This window comes from Cytobacillus gottheilii (assembly GCF_018582665.1).
GTDB lineage: Bacteria > Bacillota > Bacilli > Bacillales > Cytobacillaceae > Cytobacillus > Cytobacillus gottheilii.
Genome location: NZ_CP071709.1, coordinates 771,654 through 790,266 on the forward strand (window position 1 = coordinate 771,654; position 18,613 = coordinate 790,266).

Consider the following 18,613-nt stretch of genomic DNA (forward strand, 5'->3'; position numbering starts at 1 on the left):
GAGGGTAACAACCTTTCAAAATTTCTAAAGCGGTTTAAAGGTCTATACCCCAATGTAAATTAGAATAAGCGGAATGGATATAATGCTCAAAATAGTCGTTATAAAGGTCGTAAAAGATACAAGATCAGGTTCTGTGTTAAACTGTACTGCCAGCATGGTTGTATTTGCAGCAGATGGCATGGCAGCCTGTATAATGAAAACATGCTTCAGTAAATCTGGAATCGGCATAAAATGGACTGCAATAATGGCGATAACAGGTGAAATTACCATGCGAATAACCGTAACAATCGAAACGAAACGATATGCCACTCTTTTTCTTGAAATAACGGCAAGCTGCATTCCCAATATCAGCATGACAGTAGGAATGGAGGCGTCTGCAACTAAACTGATTGCATCCATGAAATTAACAGGAATACTCACTCCGGTCAGTTGGAGAACTACACCTAAAATGGCACCGTGCAATACTGGCATTCTTACCATTCTTCGTAAAGATTCTTTAATACTGGCACCTTCTTCTCCGCCAAGAGAAGCGAAAAATAATCCAACTGTATTCATTAAGAAAGATTGAAAGACCATCATGATGACCGCATAATCAAAGCCTGCAGCTCCAAAGGCAAAAAGAACAATTGGTGCACCATAGTTCCCCTGATTCATAAAAATACCGCCAAGCATCATGGCGGACATTTGCTGCCGGGTTGCCTTGGTAAAATAACTGACAGCTCCCACGATCAGCGCGAGAATGATGTTGAGCCCAAAACTAAACAGTAAAATATAATAATAATCAATCGTAATTTCATTTGCATAAAACGTTCGGAAAGCGAGAGCCGGTGACATAATATAAAGAGCCATTCTTGAAATAGACTTTATATCAAAGCCGAATTTTTTCTGTGCTAAAAAGCCAGTAGCAAAAATCAGCAAAACTGGCAGCATAATCATAAGTAAATTCAAAACATGTTCATCCCCATAATTGAAGTTTATAAAAAACAGTATATCAAAATAAAATAAATTCGGAACCCCTTTAGTGTGGTGATTGGTTATAGAATGTGAATGGAAGATGGCGAGGCTCTGGTACTATTGCAACGCTGGCAATGGGAATTAATAGGAAAGAGCTTGAGTTTGATGGGAAATTGAAAAGTTTTGATTAGAAAAGCTCAAATTTTGATAGGAAAACGAAGAAATTTGATAGGAAAACGGTAAATTTTGATAGTAAAGCAAAAAATTCGAAAGGAATTAGCCACAACTTGATAAGAAATCGAAAAAACTCTCCTGATCCATTCCAAATATAAATACAGTATAAATGTAATTAAGTGCCATATGCTTTTTTTGCCTAAAGGTTTGCGCTATAATATGGTTTGAATAGTTCATATTCGGTATATGCAAGCATATACATTCATTTATTATAGAGTTAAAAGCTGAAAGAGAGTGGGAAATATGGGCCGTAAATGGAACAATATTAAGGAAAAAAAGGCTTCAAAGGATGCAAATACGAGCCGGGTTTATTCGAAATTTGCACTTGAAATCTATGTTGTGGCAAGACAAGGGGAGCCTGATCCTGAGTCAAACCAAGCATTGAAGTTCGTACTTGAGCGTGCTAAAACATACAATGTGCCTCGAAATATTATTGATCGTGCGATTGAAAAGGCTAAGGGAAGCTCAGATGAGAGCTATGATGAATTGCGTTATGAAGGATTTGGTCCTAACGGTTCTATGATCATAGTGGATGCTTTGACAAATAACGTGAATAGAACAGCATCCAATGTTCGCGCTGCCTTTGGCAAAAACGGCGGAAATATGGGTGTGAGCGGATCTGTTTCCTATATGTTTGATGCTACAGCCGTAATTGGATTAGAAGGCAAAACGGCTGATGACATTTTAGAGATTTTAATGGAAGAAGACTTGGATGTGCGTGACATCATCGAAGAAGATGATTCCGTTATTATTTATGCTGAACCAGATCAATTCCATTCCGTACAGCAAGCTTTAAAAAATACTGGCATTACTGAATTTACTGTTGCAGAGCAAACGATGCTGGCGCAAACAGATGTTGAACTTGATGAAGAGGCAAAAGCTCAGTTCGAAAAATTAATCGATGCCCTCGAAGATTTAGAGGATGTGCAGCGTGTTTATCATAATGTGGATTTAGAAGACTAATCATTCCCGCAGGCAGACCCAATTGGGTCTGCCTGTTTTTATCTCATTAATATAGAAGTGTCAGGCAACATTTAAATTTAAGTGTACCTATTATTAAATTCCGGTTGTTATAAGTAGTAAAATAAGGTATATTTTAACTGATAATGATTATCATTATCTTTTGTTTTTGCAATCATTATTAATGGGGGAGTGTTATACATATGAGTTCAAACAAAATAGAAAAGTGGGAATGGGCAGCAGAGGAACAAGATTATCAGATCATGGTCTCAATACCAAATACACCAGTTCCAGCAGAAGGTTTTCCGGTTATGTATATTCTTGATGCCAATGCATTTTTTACAATGTTCACAGAAATAGCCCAACTGCAATTGTTCCAGCCTGAAAAAACGGGTATATCGCCTCTAATCCTTGTAGGCATCGGATACCCTGGGGAGGAGCGATTTCATCCAAGAAGGTTTGCTGATCTGACAACACCTGTTGATGAAAAGAACATTCCATCTAGACCAGATGGAAACCCATGGCCAGAGAGCGGAAAAGCAGCACAGTTTTTATCACTTCTTACTGAAAAAATACATAAGGAAATTCAGCGAAAATATCCAATTGATGTACGAAAACAAACACTTTATGGTCATTCACTCGGGGGCTTATTTGCGTTATATACAATGTTCCAAAAGCCAAACAGCTTTCAGAACTATTTTGTCAGCAGCCCATCCATTTGGTGGGATCAGAAAAGCATCTTGAACTTAGAAACAGCATTTACCACCAATAGTGAACTTAAAAGCCCAACAAAATTATTTATCACTGCAGGCACTGAGGAAATGGCAGGGGATATTTTTGAAGATTCAAAAGCGATGTACGAAAGACAAAGCCTCAACCCCAAGATTAATCTCGAGACAGAGTTTTTTGCAGGAGCAGGCGAAAATCATATGTCTAATGTTCCAGCAGCATTAAGCAGAGGGCTAAGATTTTTATTATAATTGGACCATTCATATCATCACTATAATAGGGCATCGTAAGAATGAGGTGATAATATGAAGAAACAAACAGTGGCAGTTCTGCTTTGCATTTTATTCGCGATAGCAATACCTATAAATACGAATGCTGCATCACCAGCTAAGAATGTAGAAATTTATAATGTTGATAAAAGGGAAGTCACAAGTACTATTACACCAAATGCAAAGATTCAAAACCAGGCTGAAAAGATGATTAAGCAAATCACAGGTGTTTACAAAAAGCTTGATCCGTTGCCGAAAACAGGCTATATGGTGAAAATCCCATTACAACCAAGTGTTTCTGTCAATAACCAATGGCTGAATGGTTATATCGATGAACTCATCATCATTATTCCAGATGAACAATCATCGCATATCCTTGTCTTCGACGATGAAAACAATCCACACTTCTTTACCTGCAAAAATGATCAACAACCGCCCTTGGAACTATTCAACCTCAAATAGATGCTGAAGATCAGGAGGAGAGCAGGGAACTGTTCTCCTGATTTTCAGAATTATAATCAACTCCCTAAAGAAATACATTCCATCTTAGTCTAGGAAATAAAAAAATTGCCGAGACAAACTCATCCATTATATAATTATGACTAGGTACTATAATCTAGTGATAAGAGGTGGGGGAGATGTATAAATTTATCAGCACTATTATTTATATCTTTTTAAGAATCTTTAAGGTTGTTAGAGTAAAAGGGAACCATCATATTCCAAAGAACACCGGCTTTATCGTTACATGCACACATATAGGCTGGGTAGACGTGATTATATTGGCCATAGCTTTATATCCCACACCAGTACATTTTATGGCAAAAAAAGAGTTATTTGAGGGTAGATGGAAGAATAAGTTCCTGCGTTCCATCCATGCCTTTCCTGTTAATCGAGAAAACCCTGGTCCCAGTACGATAAAGACTCCTTTAAAGCTGCTGAGAGCACAGCAACGTGTAGGAATTTTTCCAAGCGGCACCAGAACAAGTGAGGATGTACCCTTGAAAAGAGGTGCGGTAACCATTGCAGTAAAAGCAAAAGCCCCGATCTTGCCAGCACACTATGAAGGGCCAACCAACTTTTCACAGCTTCTAAAAGGCAGGAAAGCGATTATTACTTTCGGAGAACCGCTGATATTTAGCGGGACAGCCAAGAAAGATAATGCCATTGATGAAGGTATTCACCGGCTTGAGCTGAAAATGAAAGGTCTTGAAGATGAGGTAAAAGCCAGTTTGAAAAAACAATTGCCAGGATGAACGGAAACTTACATGATTATAAAAATTGCCCGCCAAGCGGCGGGCGTACGGAGAACAGAACTTAGTGATTGCCACGGCTGTTCACTTATTTAAGTTTAGGTATATTTTTTGCTTTTATTGTTGTATTGCGGCCAGAATGCTTTGCCTCATATAATGCCTGATCCGTCAGATGCAGCAGCTCGGAGAAGTAATCAGACGTTTCATACAGTGTTCCGACACCTGCCGAAATGGTGATTGGCTTATCTATCGGGCTTAAAGTGCGAGCGAATGTTTCTCTAATTCGTTCTGATATAAAATAGGCTTCTTCCTGTTTTGTTTCAGGGAGGAGAATAAGGAACTCCTCGCCGCCCCAGCGGAAGCAAAAATCAGTATTTTTCGTTTCTGCCATAATGGTTTCTGCCGTATAACGAAGAACTTGATCCCCCATTAAATGGCCATACTGGTCATTCACACTTTTAAAATAATCGATATCAAATAAAATGAGAGAATATTGATTGATGTCTTCAATCATTTTATCTAATGCCCGCCTATTGTATAACCCAGTGAGCTGATCCCGTTTTGACTCGCTTTCAGCTTCAATTAGTCGCGCTTGATAATGTTCAACAGTTACTAATATGGCTCTTTTGAGTTCGCGGGCTTCAAAATACCATGCTGGTATTTTTTTTATTTGCTCAGGTTTATTGCGGCTTATATTATGGGCATAAAGAGCTAAGTCACGAATAGGGTGCACGATTCTAGTCAGAAAAATCATTGAAAAAACTAGAATGAAAATCATAAATGGAATCATGTTGAGTATAGACTTTTTAACCAGCTCGATTGTAGGTTCCATTAATGTATTGACTGGCGTTTGCGAGATAATCCCCCAGCCAATTGAAGCAGCTGTAGGAGCATATCCAGCCAGCATATCAATACCTTCTGAATTTTCCCCTTGAAGACTTCCCGTTTTTCCCTTCATGACTTCCTGAACATAAACGTTTGACTGGACATTCCTATTCACAAAATGTTTATTGGGATGATAAATAATCGTCCCATTTGAATCAACGACATATACATAAGATTTATTTCCAGTGAGAGGATGCTGGCCAAGAACCGTTTTTAAGCTATTATATTCCTCAAGATAAATCGTCCCTCCAAGATAGCCGGCATATAAACCTGATTGATCTATAACTGGCACAGAAACCAGAATCATGAACCTGCCAGTAGCTCCTATATAGGGTTCACTGACTAATGGCATCTTTTTCTCTAAAGCTTCTATAGCACCTGGACTGCTCAGTTTCCTGCCTTCAAAATTAATATCTGGCGCTGTGGCCACAATTTTGCCATTAGCATCAACAAGCCATGTTGAATTAAAGTAAGAAGTTGATTGCAAGAGGTTATTTAAATCCAAACTTGCTTCACTAGCATTAGCGGTTTTAAAGGAAGTATTATTGGCTGCGACTTCAAGGCTTTTAAACATATCTTTAAACAGCAGATTGGCTGTAGCAGCCAATTTTTCAGCATAATATTGATTTTCAGCTGAGTAATGCTCTTTTAAGTGATTGCTGCTGCTGATAATGCTAGATGCTATACTTCCAACGAAGGTGCCAATCATTGTAAAGCTGAGCAATGTTAAAATCAGAAACTTCATACTCAATTTCATATGTTTAATCAATTCTACTTTCTTTATAGGGATAATAAAGTTGAGTATACTATCAACCTAATCAATCGGCAATCCTGCAATTAAGCTGTTTTTATTTCTCGACTTCCTTGTTTTCAATCTCAGAAATATATGAATCGTTTTTAAAACCATTTCTTCTTATTTGTACGGAGGCTTTAACATCTACTTCTACAGAAGCAAATTCTTCATTCCAAACATGCTGAACTTTTTTAAACTGCATTGGATAAGACTTATAGAATATTTCTCCAAGACCAAAGACATCGCTTTTATACTCCTCCTGAACCAACTTAATGGTTTGGAGAAAATCTTCCTCAATTTTTTTGCTCAGTCTTTCTTCATATTCTTGGGTTGTTACAAATGAACTAAGTCTTTGGGGACATTGTGTACCCTGCAAATCTCCTTCTGCTATGATGGTGAATTTAAAAGAAGGTTTATTATCTTCCATCTGGACACTTGATTTTACCCTAATATCTTTCAAGAAAAAATCAATGGTTTTCTCCTTTTCACAGGTAATAAAATAGGAAGTTCTTTTTAATTGGTTTTGAGTTATTAGATAATTCCTTGTTCCTGAAATAGGGAGCTTTCCAATAAGCTTCCCGTCTTTAAATAGCGCTAATCCATTAATTTTTAAATATCCTGAAGGAGTAGTGTTTTGAAGGTTTTGGGCATTAGAGGCCTTTTGGTCATCTCCAATGATTTTTACCATTGCGACTACAGGCTCTTTACCGTTAGATACCAATGAATCAATTACGTCTTTAAGTCGTACATTGGGGTCGCCACCCCATTCTTCATATAAATTTTCAGCTTGAGTGTTTAATTTTAATGTAGATACCTTCTGAAGCGGATAAGTTATTCGCAAACCATCAGCAGCAGTATGAGGTTTTTCTACAACAATGATATTAAAATCATTTCGGATTTCCCGGTCTCGATCTAAGGCATCGAATAAAACTTTAATGCCTTCTTCTGCAATCTCTTCGCTAATAAACATCGTTTTCATATGGGAAAAAATCGGTTTTCTTGATACGGCCTCATTTAGTCTATGGGAAATATCTCGGATGGAATCACCTTCAACTCCCAGAACGATGCTAGCTGTATTACCAGAACTAGTTTGTGCAGAGAGTTCATTTGGGTTTAACAGTTCGATTGTAATTCTAAATTGTTTTTCTTCCCCTTTATCAAATGCTAATCCAGACACGACAGAAACTTCATTAACCTCTTTTATATCCCAGCATCCGGAAAGAAGGAGTGTTGATAAGATTAGCAAAAGCAGTAGCCATATTCTTTTCATTCTTTCTGCCCCTCTTCTTTGATTGGCGGTGGTGTAGGAGAATTATCCTTATACTGTTGTGCAGGTTTCTTTGTTTTTAAAAATTTTGGTCTTGATAACATGAAGAAGAATGGTACTCGAACAAATGTATCTTGCTGATCTTCCGGATAAAAAGGTGTTACAGGAGTCAAATATGACACCCCAAAAGATCTCAGACTATTCATATGTGCGACCATGAATATTAAACCTAATATAATGCCATAGAATCCAATGGTTCCTCCTAAAATAATAAATATAAAACGCAGAAGGCGTGTAGAGATGGCCAAATTGTATACTGGTGAAACAAAGCTGGCGATTGCGGTCAAGGCTACAATGATTACCATGAAATTAGAAACAATCCCGGCTTCTACGGCTGATTGGCCAATGACTAATCCGCCTACAATTGAAACGGTTTGTCCAACGGCCCGCGGCATGCGGATTCCTGCTTCACGCAGTATTTCAAAGGTTAATTCCATAACCAGCGCTTCAATAACAGCTGGAAAGGGGATTCCTTCACGCTGTGAAAATATTTTAGTAATAAGTGCTGTCGGAATCATTTCATGATGAAATGTAATGATAGCCACATATAAGGATGGAAGTAAAAGGGATATAACAAAAGAGAAATAGCGAATGATCCGTAAAAATGTCGCCATAAAGAAGGGCTGATAATAGTCCTCCGAGATGCTGAAAAAGTCATTAAAGGTTGCTGGTGCAGTAATTGCAAAGGGGGTGCCATCAACTAATATCGCAACCTTTCCTGATAAAATATGAGCAGTAACAGAATCGGGTCTTTCCGAGTTATAGACGAGAGGAAAAGGTGTAAACGTTTTATCTGCTATCATTTCTTCAATATTAGCTGATTCAAAAATAGCAAATGTCTTAATATCTTCAATACGCTGTGTAATCTCTTTTAATATCTTGTCGTTCACAATATTTCCTAAATAAGCAACAATGACTGAAGTACCTGTATCATCTCCGATTGTATACTTGCGGAAACAAAGATTTTGATTTTTTATTCTGCTTCGGATCAAGCTTATATTGGTTTGAATATCCTCAACAAAGCCATCTTTTGGACCTCTAATTATTGTCTGGGTGGTTGGTTCTGAGATTGTTCTTTTTTCTGAGCCTTTTACTTCTATAAAGCATAATATGTCTAACTCACTTATAAGCAGCAATGCATAGCCTTCAATAAGCTTCTTGCCCATGTCCTTTAAATCCTTAGAGAAATAGAGCTTTGCGCTTGAGAATAGCTGAGTTAATTCCTGTTGACTATTTAATTGCAGTTTTTCTTCATTAATTGCTCCATTTAAACTTAAAGGCTGCTGAATTTTTTCATAAATGAAGGTAGAGTCACAAATAGAATCAATAAAACATAATTTTGACTTTATGCTGCCAACATACATATCTTCTAATGTCAGATCACTTGTGTTATGCATTTGTTTTTTTAATAGTTCAACTTGATCTTCAATGGGGTTAACAGTTGACTTTTTTTCTGGAACATTAAGATCATGTGGAAGTTTCTTTTCCTTGACCCCGATTTTTTTGAACGTTTTTATGGTTTTTGTCATTTTCTGCATCTCCCTTCTTCCTTGATTTCATGAGAAGTATCACAAAAATGAGCATGGGAATTAAAATTTGCATCGGAACATGTAAATAAAGAGGGACAATCTCTAACCCTTCTTTTAAATGTTCATTTAGGCTAAAGGCAATCACCACAGACGAAGTTGCTGCTATCATAGCGATTGGAAAAGAAAAATACCGATAAGGCTTTTTATAAATTGCTTCCATGCCCTTTAATGCACAATATAAATAAACGGACACTTTAACAAACACGCCAAGCATGACAATGAACACAACAAAAGGATCCAGACGTTCAATAAAATCAGCTATAGAGATCTCCCGGGCAGTTGTCAGCAAAGGGAAGTTGGTCCGTAAATAACCTGACTCCCTTAATACACTAATATTAATAATAACGGTGCATGTAATAAGAATTCCTGCTGTAAGGATAGCTAAAGCCATAGGTTTAAAACTCTTATCAGCATCAACAACTTGAGGAAATATAATAGTAAACACAATGAGTTCGCCAAATGGAAAAGTTAATAAGCTTGGAAATATAGATTTTAAAACAGGTTTAAATCCTTCTGACAGCACTGGCTGAAGATTGGACAAGTCAACACTGCTATTAATAATTAGAAAAATAGCAAAGGCGAATAAAAATAGAAAAAGATAAGGCGCAAAAATAACAGTTGTTCTCGAAAAAACCTCAAACCCCAAATATAAAACATAACTTACAACCCCCATAAATAAAATGGAGGAAAACTCAATAGGAGTATTAGGGAGCACAACCGTTAAAAGAACCTCATTAAAATCTCGTAAAACCCTGCTGGTTAAATAAATAAAGTAAACGGTATAAGCTGCAATAGTGACAGTGCCTATTTTTTTTCCTAGACAGTGCAGAAGAAGTTCGTAAAAACTTCCATTCTTCATTAAATAAGAGCGATAATAAATATAAAATAAAATTAGTCCTAAAGCAGTAGCTATAATGACAGCAAGCCATGCATCTTGTTTTGCTTCTGCACCAATTATGACCACAATGGCAGTGCCGACTTCGTATAAAATAATAAGAAGCATAAATTCATAAATAGAAATCTTTTCTATTGTGTTATACATAAAATCCTCTTTTCACAGCTTCAGAGTTTGAATCAATATGTGAGATCTATTTTTTCTTTTCAACCTCAGAATCTGAATTGCGTTTTTTTTTAATGCGAATATCTGCAGCTATACTGTAAGAATAAGTAAGGAAAATAATTAGAAAAAAGAAGGAGTTTCCAGGGTTCTCTTTAAAGTTAAATAAGTCAGTGAGAACCCACTTTAAATTAAAATTTTTGAGAAAAAAGTCTATTGCTGTGATTAGAAAAAGAGTCAGAAAGAAAAACAACAAGGAGGCACGCGTGATCATAAACACAACTCCATTTATTATTTTGTTAAGCTTTTATCTAGTTTTACATAAAGAAAGGAAAAGTATGTAAAAATTTGAAAAGGAATTAACAAAATTTGATCCATTACTAATTTGACAGTAAAAGTAGGAAATGTTATATTTATCTCGAATTAAAAATAAATTAATTAAAGATATTTAAAATGGAGGTATATAAACATGCATCCTTTAAAAGGCATCCATCACGTAACAGCTATTACCAGCAGCGCTGAAAAAAATTATCAATTTTTCACTTATACATTAGGAATGCGTCTTGTTAAGAAAACGGTGAACCAGGATGATATCCAAACATATCATCTCTTTTTTGCAGACGATCTGGGCAGTCCAGGCACAGATATGACATTTTTTGATTTTCAGGGTATTCCGAAGGGTACTCATGGAACAAATGAAATTTATAAAACAGCCTTCCGTGTTCCGAGCGATGCTGCTCTTGACTATTGGGTAAAACGTTTTGATCGTTTGAATGTGGCACATAGTGGAATAACAGAAGAATTTGGCGTTAAAACACTCTCTTTTGCAGACTTTGATGATCAGCAATACGCACTTGTTTCAGATGAAAATCTTACTGGGGTTGCCCCGGGATCACCTTGGGAAAGCGGACCAATTCCAACACAGTTTGCGATCACAGGCTTAGGCCCCATTACTGTTCGCATTGCCAATATTGACTATTTTAAAGAGATGATGAACAAAGTCCTTCAGTTCAAAGAGGTTGCCCGCGAAGGAGATCTGTACTTGTTTGAAGCTGGAGAAGGCGGAAATGGTGCTAGAGTCATTGCTGAACATAACTCAGTATTGCCGCAGGGACGCCAAGGGTATGGCACGGTACACCATGCCGCTTTCCGTGTTGAGGATCGCAGTGCTATCGACTATTGGGATGAAAGACTTCGACAATTTGGTTTTGGTACTTCAGGCCACGTTGATCGCTTTTTCTTTGAATCACTATATTCAAGGCTGGCACCTCAGATTCTTTTTGAATTTGCTACAGATGGACCTGGTTTCATGGGAGATGAACCTTATGAAACACTTGGTGAGAAATTATCATTACCGCCATTTTTAGAGCATAAGCGGGAAGAAATTGAAAAGCTGGTACGTCCAATTGATACAGTCAGAAGCACACAGACATTTACAAAGGAATAAATATTTCTCTGCTGAGAACCGGTTTAGCAATATGCTGCCGGTTCTTTTTAATACCACTGTTAGCCAGTCATTCTTTTCGGAAATATACCGATTTCAAGTGCTTCTCTTTAAAATGAAGTAAAATGACTTTACGTGGAAATAAAGTAGTTGTTTATATCACGCACATTTTGTACTCTTATAGTATGGATTTTTTAACAGTTTAAAAGAAAAGTTAAGAAAAACTATAAACGTCTTGTGAATAAACCTATAAGTAACTGTGATAGGTTAAAAAGGAAGGTATTTATGTCTGAGGAGAATATTACGAGGCTGCATCTAGATGGAAAAGAATACATACTAATTGGCACCGCTCATATTTCAAAAAATAGTGCTGAACAGGTAAAAGAGGTCATTGAACAAGAAAGACCAGACTCAGTCTGTGTTGAACTGGATGCGGGCCGTTATCAGTCTGTTATGGAAGGTAATAAGTGGAAAGAGATGGATATTTTCAAGGTCATTAAAGAAAAAAAAGCAACCTTGCTGCTGATGAATTTAGCTATTTCCTCTTTCCAAAACCGTATGGCCAAGCAGTTTGATATAAAACCTGGTCAAGAAATGATTCAAGGAATTGAATCAGCGAAGGATGTAGACGCAAAGCTAGTATTGGCGGACCGGAATATCCAGATTACTTTCTCGCGTATCTGGGGAGGATTAGGGTTAAAAGGAAAGTCGCTCCTCTTATCTCAAGTGATCGCCAGTATTTTCAGTGATGAAAGTATTACAGAAGAAGAGCTTGAAAAAATGAAAAAGCAGGATACCATTAATGCGATTTTAGATGAATTTACAGACTCCTTCCCGCAATTAAAGGTGCCGCTTATTGATGAACGTGATCAGTATCTCGCTGAAAAAATCAGAAATGCACCAGGTGAAAAAATTGTAGCTGTACTTGGGGCTGCCCATGTACCAGGAATAACAAAAGAAATACATAAAAAACATGATTTGAAAAAATTGACGGCACTGCCGCCAAAATCAAAGGCACCAAAAATAATTGGCTGGAGTATTCCAATCCTTATCCTGGCGATTATAGCTTATACGTTTATTGCTAATCCAGATGCAGGACTTCAGCAAACACTTAGCTGGGTATTATGGAATGGCGGTTTATCTGCACTGGGAGCTGCTTTAGCTCTGGGCCATCCGCTAACTATATTAACGGCATTCATTGCAGCACCTATTACTTCGTTAAATCCGCTGCTTGCAGCAGGCTGGTTTGCAGGTATAGCACAAGCATTTTTAGTTAAACCAAATGTAAGTGATTTTGAGAAATTGACAGAAGATGTATTTACGTTTAAAGGCTTTTGGAGAAATAAAGTGACACGCATTTTGCTTATTGTCGTGCTGGCGAATCTGGGAAGTTCATTAGGCACATTCATTGGCGGAGCTGATGTTATACGTTTATTCTTTCAAAACTTTTAATCTCACCATTGCCTTGAAAGGAAGTTATTTATCTTGAAAAAAAAGCTGCCGGCTGTGATTGCCATCATGATCCTTGTAGCAATTGCCGCCTTGTGGATGCTCGATAAGGATTTTTCGGATATTGAACTTGGCATTCGATTTTTGATCGCCATTGGTGCTTCATTGTTGTCTGGGCTTATATCCTATACACTGTTTTTCCTTGATCATCGGGATCAAAGAAAATAAGAAATTCCTCCTTAGACCGCTTTGGTTTAGGGAGTTTTTTATAATAGAATATAAAAATGTGAAAAATACGGTTGACCTTTACGCAGCGGAAACGTGTAACATTTTTGATAGAAGGCAGGGTTTCAGAGGCGCCTTCTAAGCTGAACTTTGTATAGGAGTGATTACATGGAATATACAGTGCAAAAACTGGGAGCATTAGCTGGAGTAAGTACAAGAACCTTAAGGTATTACGATGAAATTGGACTTCTAAAGCCGGCTAGAATCAATTCATCTGGATACCGGATTTATGGTGAAAAAGAGGTAGATGCACTTCAGCAGATTCTTTTTTATCGTGAGCTTGATGTCAGTCTTGAGGAAATCAAAGAGATTGTATCTAGTCCAGACTTTGATTCAGTTGCTGCACTAAAGGAACACCGTGAAAAGCTCCTGGAAAAACAAAGACAGCTTGATCAATTAATAAAAAATGTGAATGCGACAATTCTGTCTGCAGAAGGGAGAATGACCATGTCTGATCAAGAGAAATTTGAAGGGTTTAAGAAGAAACTAGTCGATGATAATGAGAAAAAATATGGTGCGGAAATTCGTGAGAAATATGGAGATGCTGCGATTGATGAGTCCAATCGCAAGTTAATGAACATGTCTGAAAAGGATTATGAACAATTACAGGCGCTGGAACAAAAAATGTTTACACTGCTGGCTGAGGCAATTGAAACAGGAGATCCTTCTTCAGAAATAGCTCAGCAGGCAGCAGACCTTCATAAGAAGTGGCTATGCTTTCATTGGAAGGAATACAATAAAGATGCCCATGCTAATCTTGCGCAAATGTATGTGGATGATGAAAGGTTTACAGCCTATTATGATAAACAGAAGAAGGGAACCGCGGTTTTCCTGCGTGATGCAATATTGACTTATACAGCAAAACAGCAGTAGAGATGAGTTAGCGACCGGTGAAATCCCGGTCGTTTTTTATTGTAGAAATTTATACTTTTGCTATGTTCATAACATGATGAATATAGTCTCCATTTCAAAAATACAATGTAGTATTCTTTTTTGAAATGGAGGAGAACAATGATCACGAGAGAAATGCTAGTCCGTTATACAGAACTCATCAAGAGGAAAAAAGAGCTGGATGAAGAGCTGGCTGATTTGAAGACTTCCTTTAACAGTTATTTTGATCATACAGTCGGGGAAGGACAAAAGGGTGAGCTTGTTGTACATGATTTCAAACTGCAGCGGCAAATAAGAACGGCTGAAAAATATGAGCAGGAATCGACCGTAGAAAAGTTAGAAGGACTTAATTTGAATAATCTCATTGTAAAAAGCCCGGACGAAGCTAAAATAAAATCAGCGATTGAGCTGGGACTTTTAACAAACGAAGATTTGCAAGACTGTAAAACTGTTAAAAAGACACAAGCTATTTATGTGAAGCAATCTATATAATGTGTAAGAAAGAAGGAAACTGATGTCTGAAATCGGGATGCCGAAGTAGTTTCGGGAAATGCAAAGGGAAAGTGATTCCCGAAATCCGCTAGGAGACAAAGTTTCGGGAAATGCAAAGGGAAAGTGATTCTCGAAATCCGCTAGGAGACAAAGTTTCGGGAATTACAAAGGGAAAGTGATTCCCGAAATCCGCTAGGAGACAAAGTTTCAGGAATTACAAAGGGAAAGTGATTCCCGAAATCCGCTAGGAGACAAAGTTTCGGGAATTACAAAGGGAAAGTGATTCCCGAAATCCGCTAGGAGACAAAGTTTCGGGAATTACAAAGGGAAAGTACGTCCCGAAATCCGCTAGGAGACAAAGTTTCAGGAATTACAAAGGGAAAGTACGTCCCGAAATCCGCTTGGAGACTAAGTCGAGGGAATCACTCAAAAAATGCCTAAAACCCATACTTAGAGGGTTTCAGGCATTTTTCATGGAGATTTTTATTTAGTTAAAAATGCTGCTGATGTTCTTGATTTCTTCTGCTGTTAAAGAGACTTCTAATGTTTTTAAATTGTCTATTGCCTGTTCAGCTCTCTTAGCTCCAGGAATAAGAACATCAATTGCCGGCTGTGCGAGATACCATGCCAGAACAAGATGTGCCACTTCCACATCTTTCCCGGCTGCGATTTTCTTTAATTCTTCAACTTTATCTAAATTACGCTCAAAAACTCCTGGCTGGAAATGTGGAGAGTTTGCACGCAAGTCGTTAAAGGCTGTATCCTTTGTATATTTACCTGCGAGCAAGCCTGAAGCTAGCGGGAAGTAAGGAACAAATGAAATATTATGCTCTAATGCATATGGAAGCAGCTCTTTCTCTGCATCTCGAGCCAATAAGCTATACTCACCTTGATACACATCAACATAACCGTCTTTATTTGCTTCCTTTAATTGCTCCATAGAAAAGTTAGAAACCCCAATGGCTTTAATCTTGCCTTGATCTTTCAAGTCCTTCAGCATGCCGACAGCTTCATCCTTTGGCGTGCTTTCATCAGGAAAATGAATATAGTAGAGGTCAATATAATCTGTTTGCAGGCGTTTCAAACTATCTTCTACAGACTGCTTTAAAAAAGCTGGAGAGTTATCAAAAACCGTGTTTTCTCCTACAAATTTATGTGCGCCTTTTGTAGCAATAATGGTTTCGGAACGAAGTCCAGTTTCTTTTAAAACTTCCCCAATCAATTCTTCAGAACGCTCTGGTCCATAGATATAAGCAGTATCCAAGAAATTAATTTCATTTTTCAAAGCAGTACGGACTAATTCTTTCCCAGTATCTTCATTTAAATTTGGATACAGATTATGGCCGCCAACAGCATTTGTACCAAGGCCAATTGGATTTACATATAAACCAGTTTTGCCAATCTGAACTTTATTCGTCAAACCTTCCACTCTCCTTCATTTTCTGGATAATTTTATGCTATCAAAAGATGGAAAGAAATGAAACTATCATGCCTGACATCCTGCTGACATGATCAAAGGGTAAACTCAGGTAGACGAAGGTAAAAAAGAAGGGGTATCATATACACAAACTAGTACAATGTTTTGCGGGGGATGAGCAGTGAAAACGATACTAATTGTAGAAGATGAATTAGCGATAAGCCAAGTACTGAAAGTATATGTACAGAAAGCAGGCTATACAGCTGTACAAGCTTTTGAAGGCAATGAAGCCATTAGGAAATTTGAAGAACATAACCCTTCATTAGTCCTTTTAGATGTAATGCTTCCTGGAAAAGATGGCTGGACCATTTTAAAAGAAATCCGCAAAATCAGCAGCTGTCCTGTCATTATGCTGACAGCACTTGGAGATGTGAATTATAAATTGGATGGACTGAATGGCGGTGCTGATGACTATATTGCAAAGCCATTTATAGCAGATGAAGTAATTGCCAGGATCAATGCTGTATTAAGACGAGCGCAGACAGACGATACGGACATTAAGCAATTCGGCTGTCTGCAGATCGATATGAAAGCTCATCAAGTAAAGGTGAAGGATCAAATCGTGGAACTGACTCCCCGAGATTTGTCTTTGCTGCTTTTTCTTGCAGAACATCCTAACCAAACGTTCACAAGAGATCAGCTGATTGAGCATGTCTGGGGATGGGAATATGATGGGAGCGATCGTGCAGTAGATTTGGCAATTAAACGTCTCCGCAAGGGGCTGCAATTCTGGCCAGAGGATGAAGGGGAGATTAAAACATTACGCGGATTGGGGTATCAGCTCAGTGTTTACAAAAAATCATAAAAGGGTTTCGCTGCTCCGGTACTGGACTACAAGATATTTAATTACTTTATGCATCGGTCTTATTGTGATAGCGATCATCTCAGCCGTTTGGATTCGGCATACCACATTGGAAAACCGCTTAAAAATTATGACACTTATGTCTGAAGAAGTAGCGGACCGATTTATAGATATTAGTGAAGGTCGGCCAATGCAAAATGGAGATGTTCCTGGCCTGCTGTCTGAACGAGGAAGATACATGGATCTCGAAAAAGACCCATATATGTACATTGTGGATGTCAATGGAAGGATACTAACGAGCAATCGCTCTAATGACCGTATATTTGCAAGGTTTCCGGGTGCCATTTTAACGAATGAAGAACAGGTGCAGAAACTGCAGTTAACTGACAGCGGTGAAGATTTTTACATTGTCAAAACGCCGATTCAGTCAGAAGCGATTTCTTACGGATGGGTTGTGTTTATTGAGCTGGAAGAGAATCTGACCGAGGTAGATCAGGAATATACACTGCTTGGGGTGATGATTATCAGTTTAGCGCTCCTTGGCTGGGCGGCTATCTACTTTTTATCGCGGCGGCTTTCTAATCCGATCAAGGATGTTGCTTTTGCCGCAAAGCAGGTAAAAGAGGGTGATTACAATATTCATCTCCCAAGCAATATCAATGAGCAGGAAGTTTATGAGCTTGTGCATTCTTTCCAGGAAATGTCCGCAAGGCTGCAAAAGCTCGAATCTCTCAGAACAGAACTGCTTGCTGGAGTGACACATGAACTTAAAACACCTGTTACATCTATAAGCGGCCTCCTTCAGGCAATGAAGGATGATGTCGTTACCGGTGAAGATGCAAAGGAATTTTTAACATTATCATTAAAAGAAACAGCTAAAATGAAAAAGATGGTGGAGGATTTGCTTGCATTTAATACCTTTGCGGCAAATTCGATTCCTGTAGCCAAAGAAGAATACCATATAAATGAATTAATCCGGGAATTTACGCATGACTGGGAAATTGTTCAAGAAGATCAGAGAGTGACCTTAACAAGGGAGTATCTATCAGAGGATGCAGTGGTGAGTGTTGATAAAATCCGATTGCAGCAAGTATTAACAAATTTGCTCAATAATGCGCGTCAGGCCATTGAGGATCACGGCCTAATTCGTGTTTCTATTAAAGAAGAACAAAACAATGTGCATATTAATATACAAGATACAGGTTCTGGAATACCCCCAGAAGAACAGAAACTGATTTTTGAACGATTTTACAGAGGCGAAGGAAAGAAATACAAAGTGCGGGGGTTGGGACTTGGCCTACCCTTCAGCAAAATGATTGCCAATGCACTTGGAGGAGACTTGGAGTTAACAGAAAGCTCAGCTGCCGGTACAACCTTTACAGTTAGTTTGCCCAAATTTACTGATTTAAATGAAGGTCAATAATAGTGGTGGCTGGGACATATAAATTTACCATGATCATAGAACCGGGTGATTAGGAAGTGACTATTTCTAATCATCCGGATTTTTATTTATTTTAGAATTTATCTTTCTAAATATGAGTGAAATGGAGCGGAGGATCCTCGACTCCGGAGGGAAATAGAGGAAAAGGTGAGACCCCGCAGGCTTGCCGAGGAGGCTCAGCTTCCTCCCCTCGGAAAGCGAGGGTCCGCAGCGCAGGTGGAACGGACTTGTTTAAAAACCAAAACCAAGATAATGAATATTCGTATTTTAAAAATATGTATTTGT

Annotated in this window: 17 protein-coding genes; 11 read left to right on the forward strand and 6 right to left on the reverse strand. The window is 38.1% G+C overall.

Annotated features, from left to right (window positions below; all coding sequences use genetic code 11):
- Positions 1–42: 42 nt before the first annotated feature.
- Positions 43–948, reverse strand: coding sequence for an AEC family transporter (locus J1899_RS03725; RefSeq protein WP_214477709.1), 906 nt, complete (start codon positions 946–948; stop codon positions 43–45).
- 483 nt (positions 949–1,431) lie between these two features.
- On the opposite strand from J1899_RS03725, the gene J1899_RS03730 reads away from it, so the two are divergent.
- The 4 genes from J1899_RS03730 to J1899_RS03745 all read left to right on the forward strand — a co-directional run bounded on the left by J1899_RS03730 (position 1,432) and on the right by J1899_RS03745 (position 4,399).
- Positions 1,432–2,151, forward strand: coding sequence for a YebC/PmpR family DNA-binding transcriptional regulator (locus tag J1899_RS03730; RefSeq protein WP_066449859.1), 720 nt, complete (start codon positions 1,432–1,434; stop codon positions 2,149–2,151).
- Between the two features lie 200 nt (positions 2,152–2,351).
- A complete protein-coding gene (locus tag J1899_RS03735; RefSeq protein WP_214477712.1) occupies positions 2,352–3,128 on the forward strand; it encodes an alpha/beta hydrolase in 777 nt (258 codons plus the stop codon).
- Between the two features lie 54 nt (positions 3,129–3,182).
- The gene (locus J1899_RS03740) at positions 3,183–3,608 is read left to right on the forward strand and encodes a hypothetical protein (RefSeq protein ID WP_214477715.1); all 426 of its coding nucleotides are present in this window, start codon (positions 3,183–3,185) and stop codon (positions 3,606–3,608) included.
- Positions 3,609–3,784: 176 nt separating this feature from the next.
- Positions 3,785–4,399, forward strand: a complete 615-nt coding sequence (locus J1899_RS03745; RefSeq protein ID WP_214477717.1) for a lysophospholipid acyltransferase family protein — start codon at positions 3,785–3,787, stop codon at positions 4,397–4,399.
- 85 nt (positions 4,400–4,484) lie between these two features.
- On the opposite strand, the gene J1899_RS03750 is transcribed toward J1899_RS03745, so the two are convergent.
- The 4 genes from J1899_RS03750 to J1899_RS03765 form a co-directional block, all read right to left on the reverse strand.
- Positions 4,485–6,026 (reverse strand): sensor domain-containing diguanylate cyclase, encoded by a 1,542-nt coding sequence (locus J1899_RS03750; RefSeq protein ID WP_214477720.1) that lies wholly within the window; start codon positions 6,024–6,026, stop codon positions 4,485–4,487.
- A 103-nt stretch (positions 6,027–6,129) separates the two neighbouring features.
- Entirely contained in the window at positions 6,130–7,344 is a 1,215-nt protein-coding gene (locus J1899_RS03755) for a Ger(x)C family spore germination protein (RefSeq protein ID WP_214477722.1), read from the reverse strand.
- Positions 7,341–8,930 (reverse strand): spore germination protein, encoded by a 1,590-nt coding sequence (locus J1899_RS03760; RefSeq protein WP_214477725.1) that lies wholly within the window; start codon positions 8,928–8,930, stop codon positions 7,341–7,343. Before J1899_RS03760 ends, J1899_RS03755 begins: the two co-directional genes overlap by 4 nt.
- Positions 8,869–10,032, reverse strand: coding sequence for a GerAB/ArcD/ProY family transporter (locus J1899_RS03765; RefSeq protein ID WP_214477728.1), 1,164 nt, complete (start codon positions 10,030–10,032; stop codon positions 8,869–8,871). The genes J1899_RS03760 and J1899_RS03765 overlap by 62 nt, the downstream gene beginning before the upstream one ends.
- Positions 10,033–10,516: 484 nt before the next feature.
- On the opposite strand from J1899_RS03765, the gene J1899_RS03770 reads away from it, so the two are divergent.
- From J1899_RS03770 to J1899_RS03790, 5 genes are all read left to right on the forward strand, one after another.
- A complete protein-coding gene (locus J1899_RS03770) occupies positions 10,517–11,494 on the forward strand; it encodes a ring-cleaving dioxygenase (RefSeq protein ID WP_214477731.1) in 978 nt (325 codons plus the stop codon).
- 282 nt (positions 11,495–11,776) lie between these two features.
- Positions 11,777–12,943, forward strand: a complete 1,167-nt coding sequence (locus J1899_RS03775; protein WP_066449829.1) for a TraB/GumN family protein — start codon at positions 11,777–11,779, stop codon at positions 12,941–12,943.
- 33 nt (positions 12,944–12,976) lie between these two features.
- Positions 12,977–13,168, forward strand: coding sequence for a histidine kinase (locus J1899_RS03780; protein ID WP_066449825.1), 192 nt, complete (start codon positions 12,977–12,979; stop codon positions 13,166–13,168).
- Positions 13,169–13,333: 165 nt separating this feature from the next.
- On the forward strand, positions 13,334–14,098 hold the full coding sequence (locus J1899_RS03785) for a MerR family transcriptional regulator (RefSeq protein ID WP_214477732.1): 765 nt from the start codon (positions 13,334–13,336) through the stop codon (positions 14,096–14,098).
- Positions 14,099–14,236: 138 nt separating this feature from the next.
- Complete coding sequence (locus tag J1899_RS03790; protein WP_214477735.1) at positions 14,237–14,608, forward strand: hypothetical protein; 372 nt, start codon at positions 14,237–14,239, stop codon at positions 14,606–14,608.
- A 487-nt stretch (positions 14,609–15,095) separates the two neighbouring features.
- Here J1899_RS03790 and J1899_RS03795 read toward each other — a convergent pair whose 3' ends face one another.
- Positions 15,096–16,028 carry an aldo/keto reductase gene (locus J1899_RS03795; RefSeq protein WP_214477737.1) on the reverse strand — a complete coding sequence of 311 codons (933 nt, stop codon included), beginning with the start codon at positions 16,026–16,028 and terminating at the stop codon, positions 15,096–15,098.
- Positions 16,029–16,206: 178 nt separating this feature from the next.
- Between J1899_RS03795 and J1899_RS03800 the strand changes: the two genes are divergently transcribed.
- Both J1899_RS03800 and J1899_RS03805 read left to right on the forward strand, forming a co-directional pair.
- The gene (locus J1899_RS03800) at positions 16,207–16,890 is read left to right on the forward strand and encodes a response regulator transcription factor (protein ID WP_214477741.1); all 684 of its coding nucleotides are present in this window, start codon (positions 16,207–16,209) and stop codon (positions 16,888–16,890) included.
- Positions 16,871–18,310: a HAMP domain-containing sensor histidine kinase gene (locus tag J1899_RS03805; protein WP_214477744.1), complete on the forward strand. Its 1,440-nt coding sequence runs from the start codon at positions 16,871–16,873 to the stop codon at positions 18,308–18,310. Before J1899_RS03800 ends, J1899_RS03805 begins: the two co-directional genes overlap by 20 nt.
- Positions 18,311–18,613: the final 303 nt, after the last annotated feature.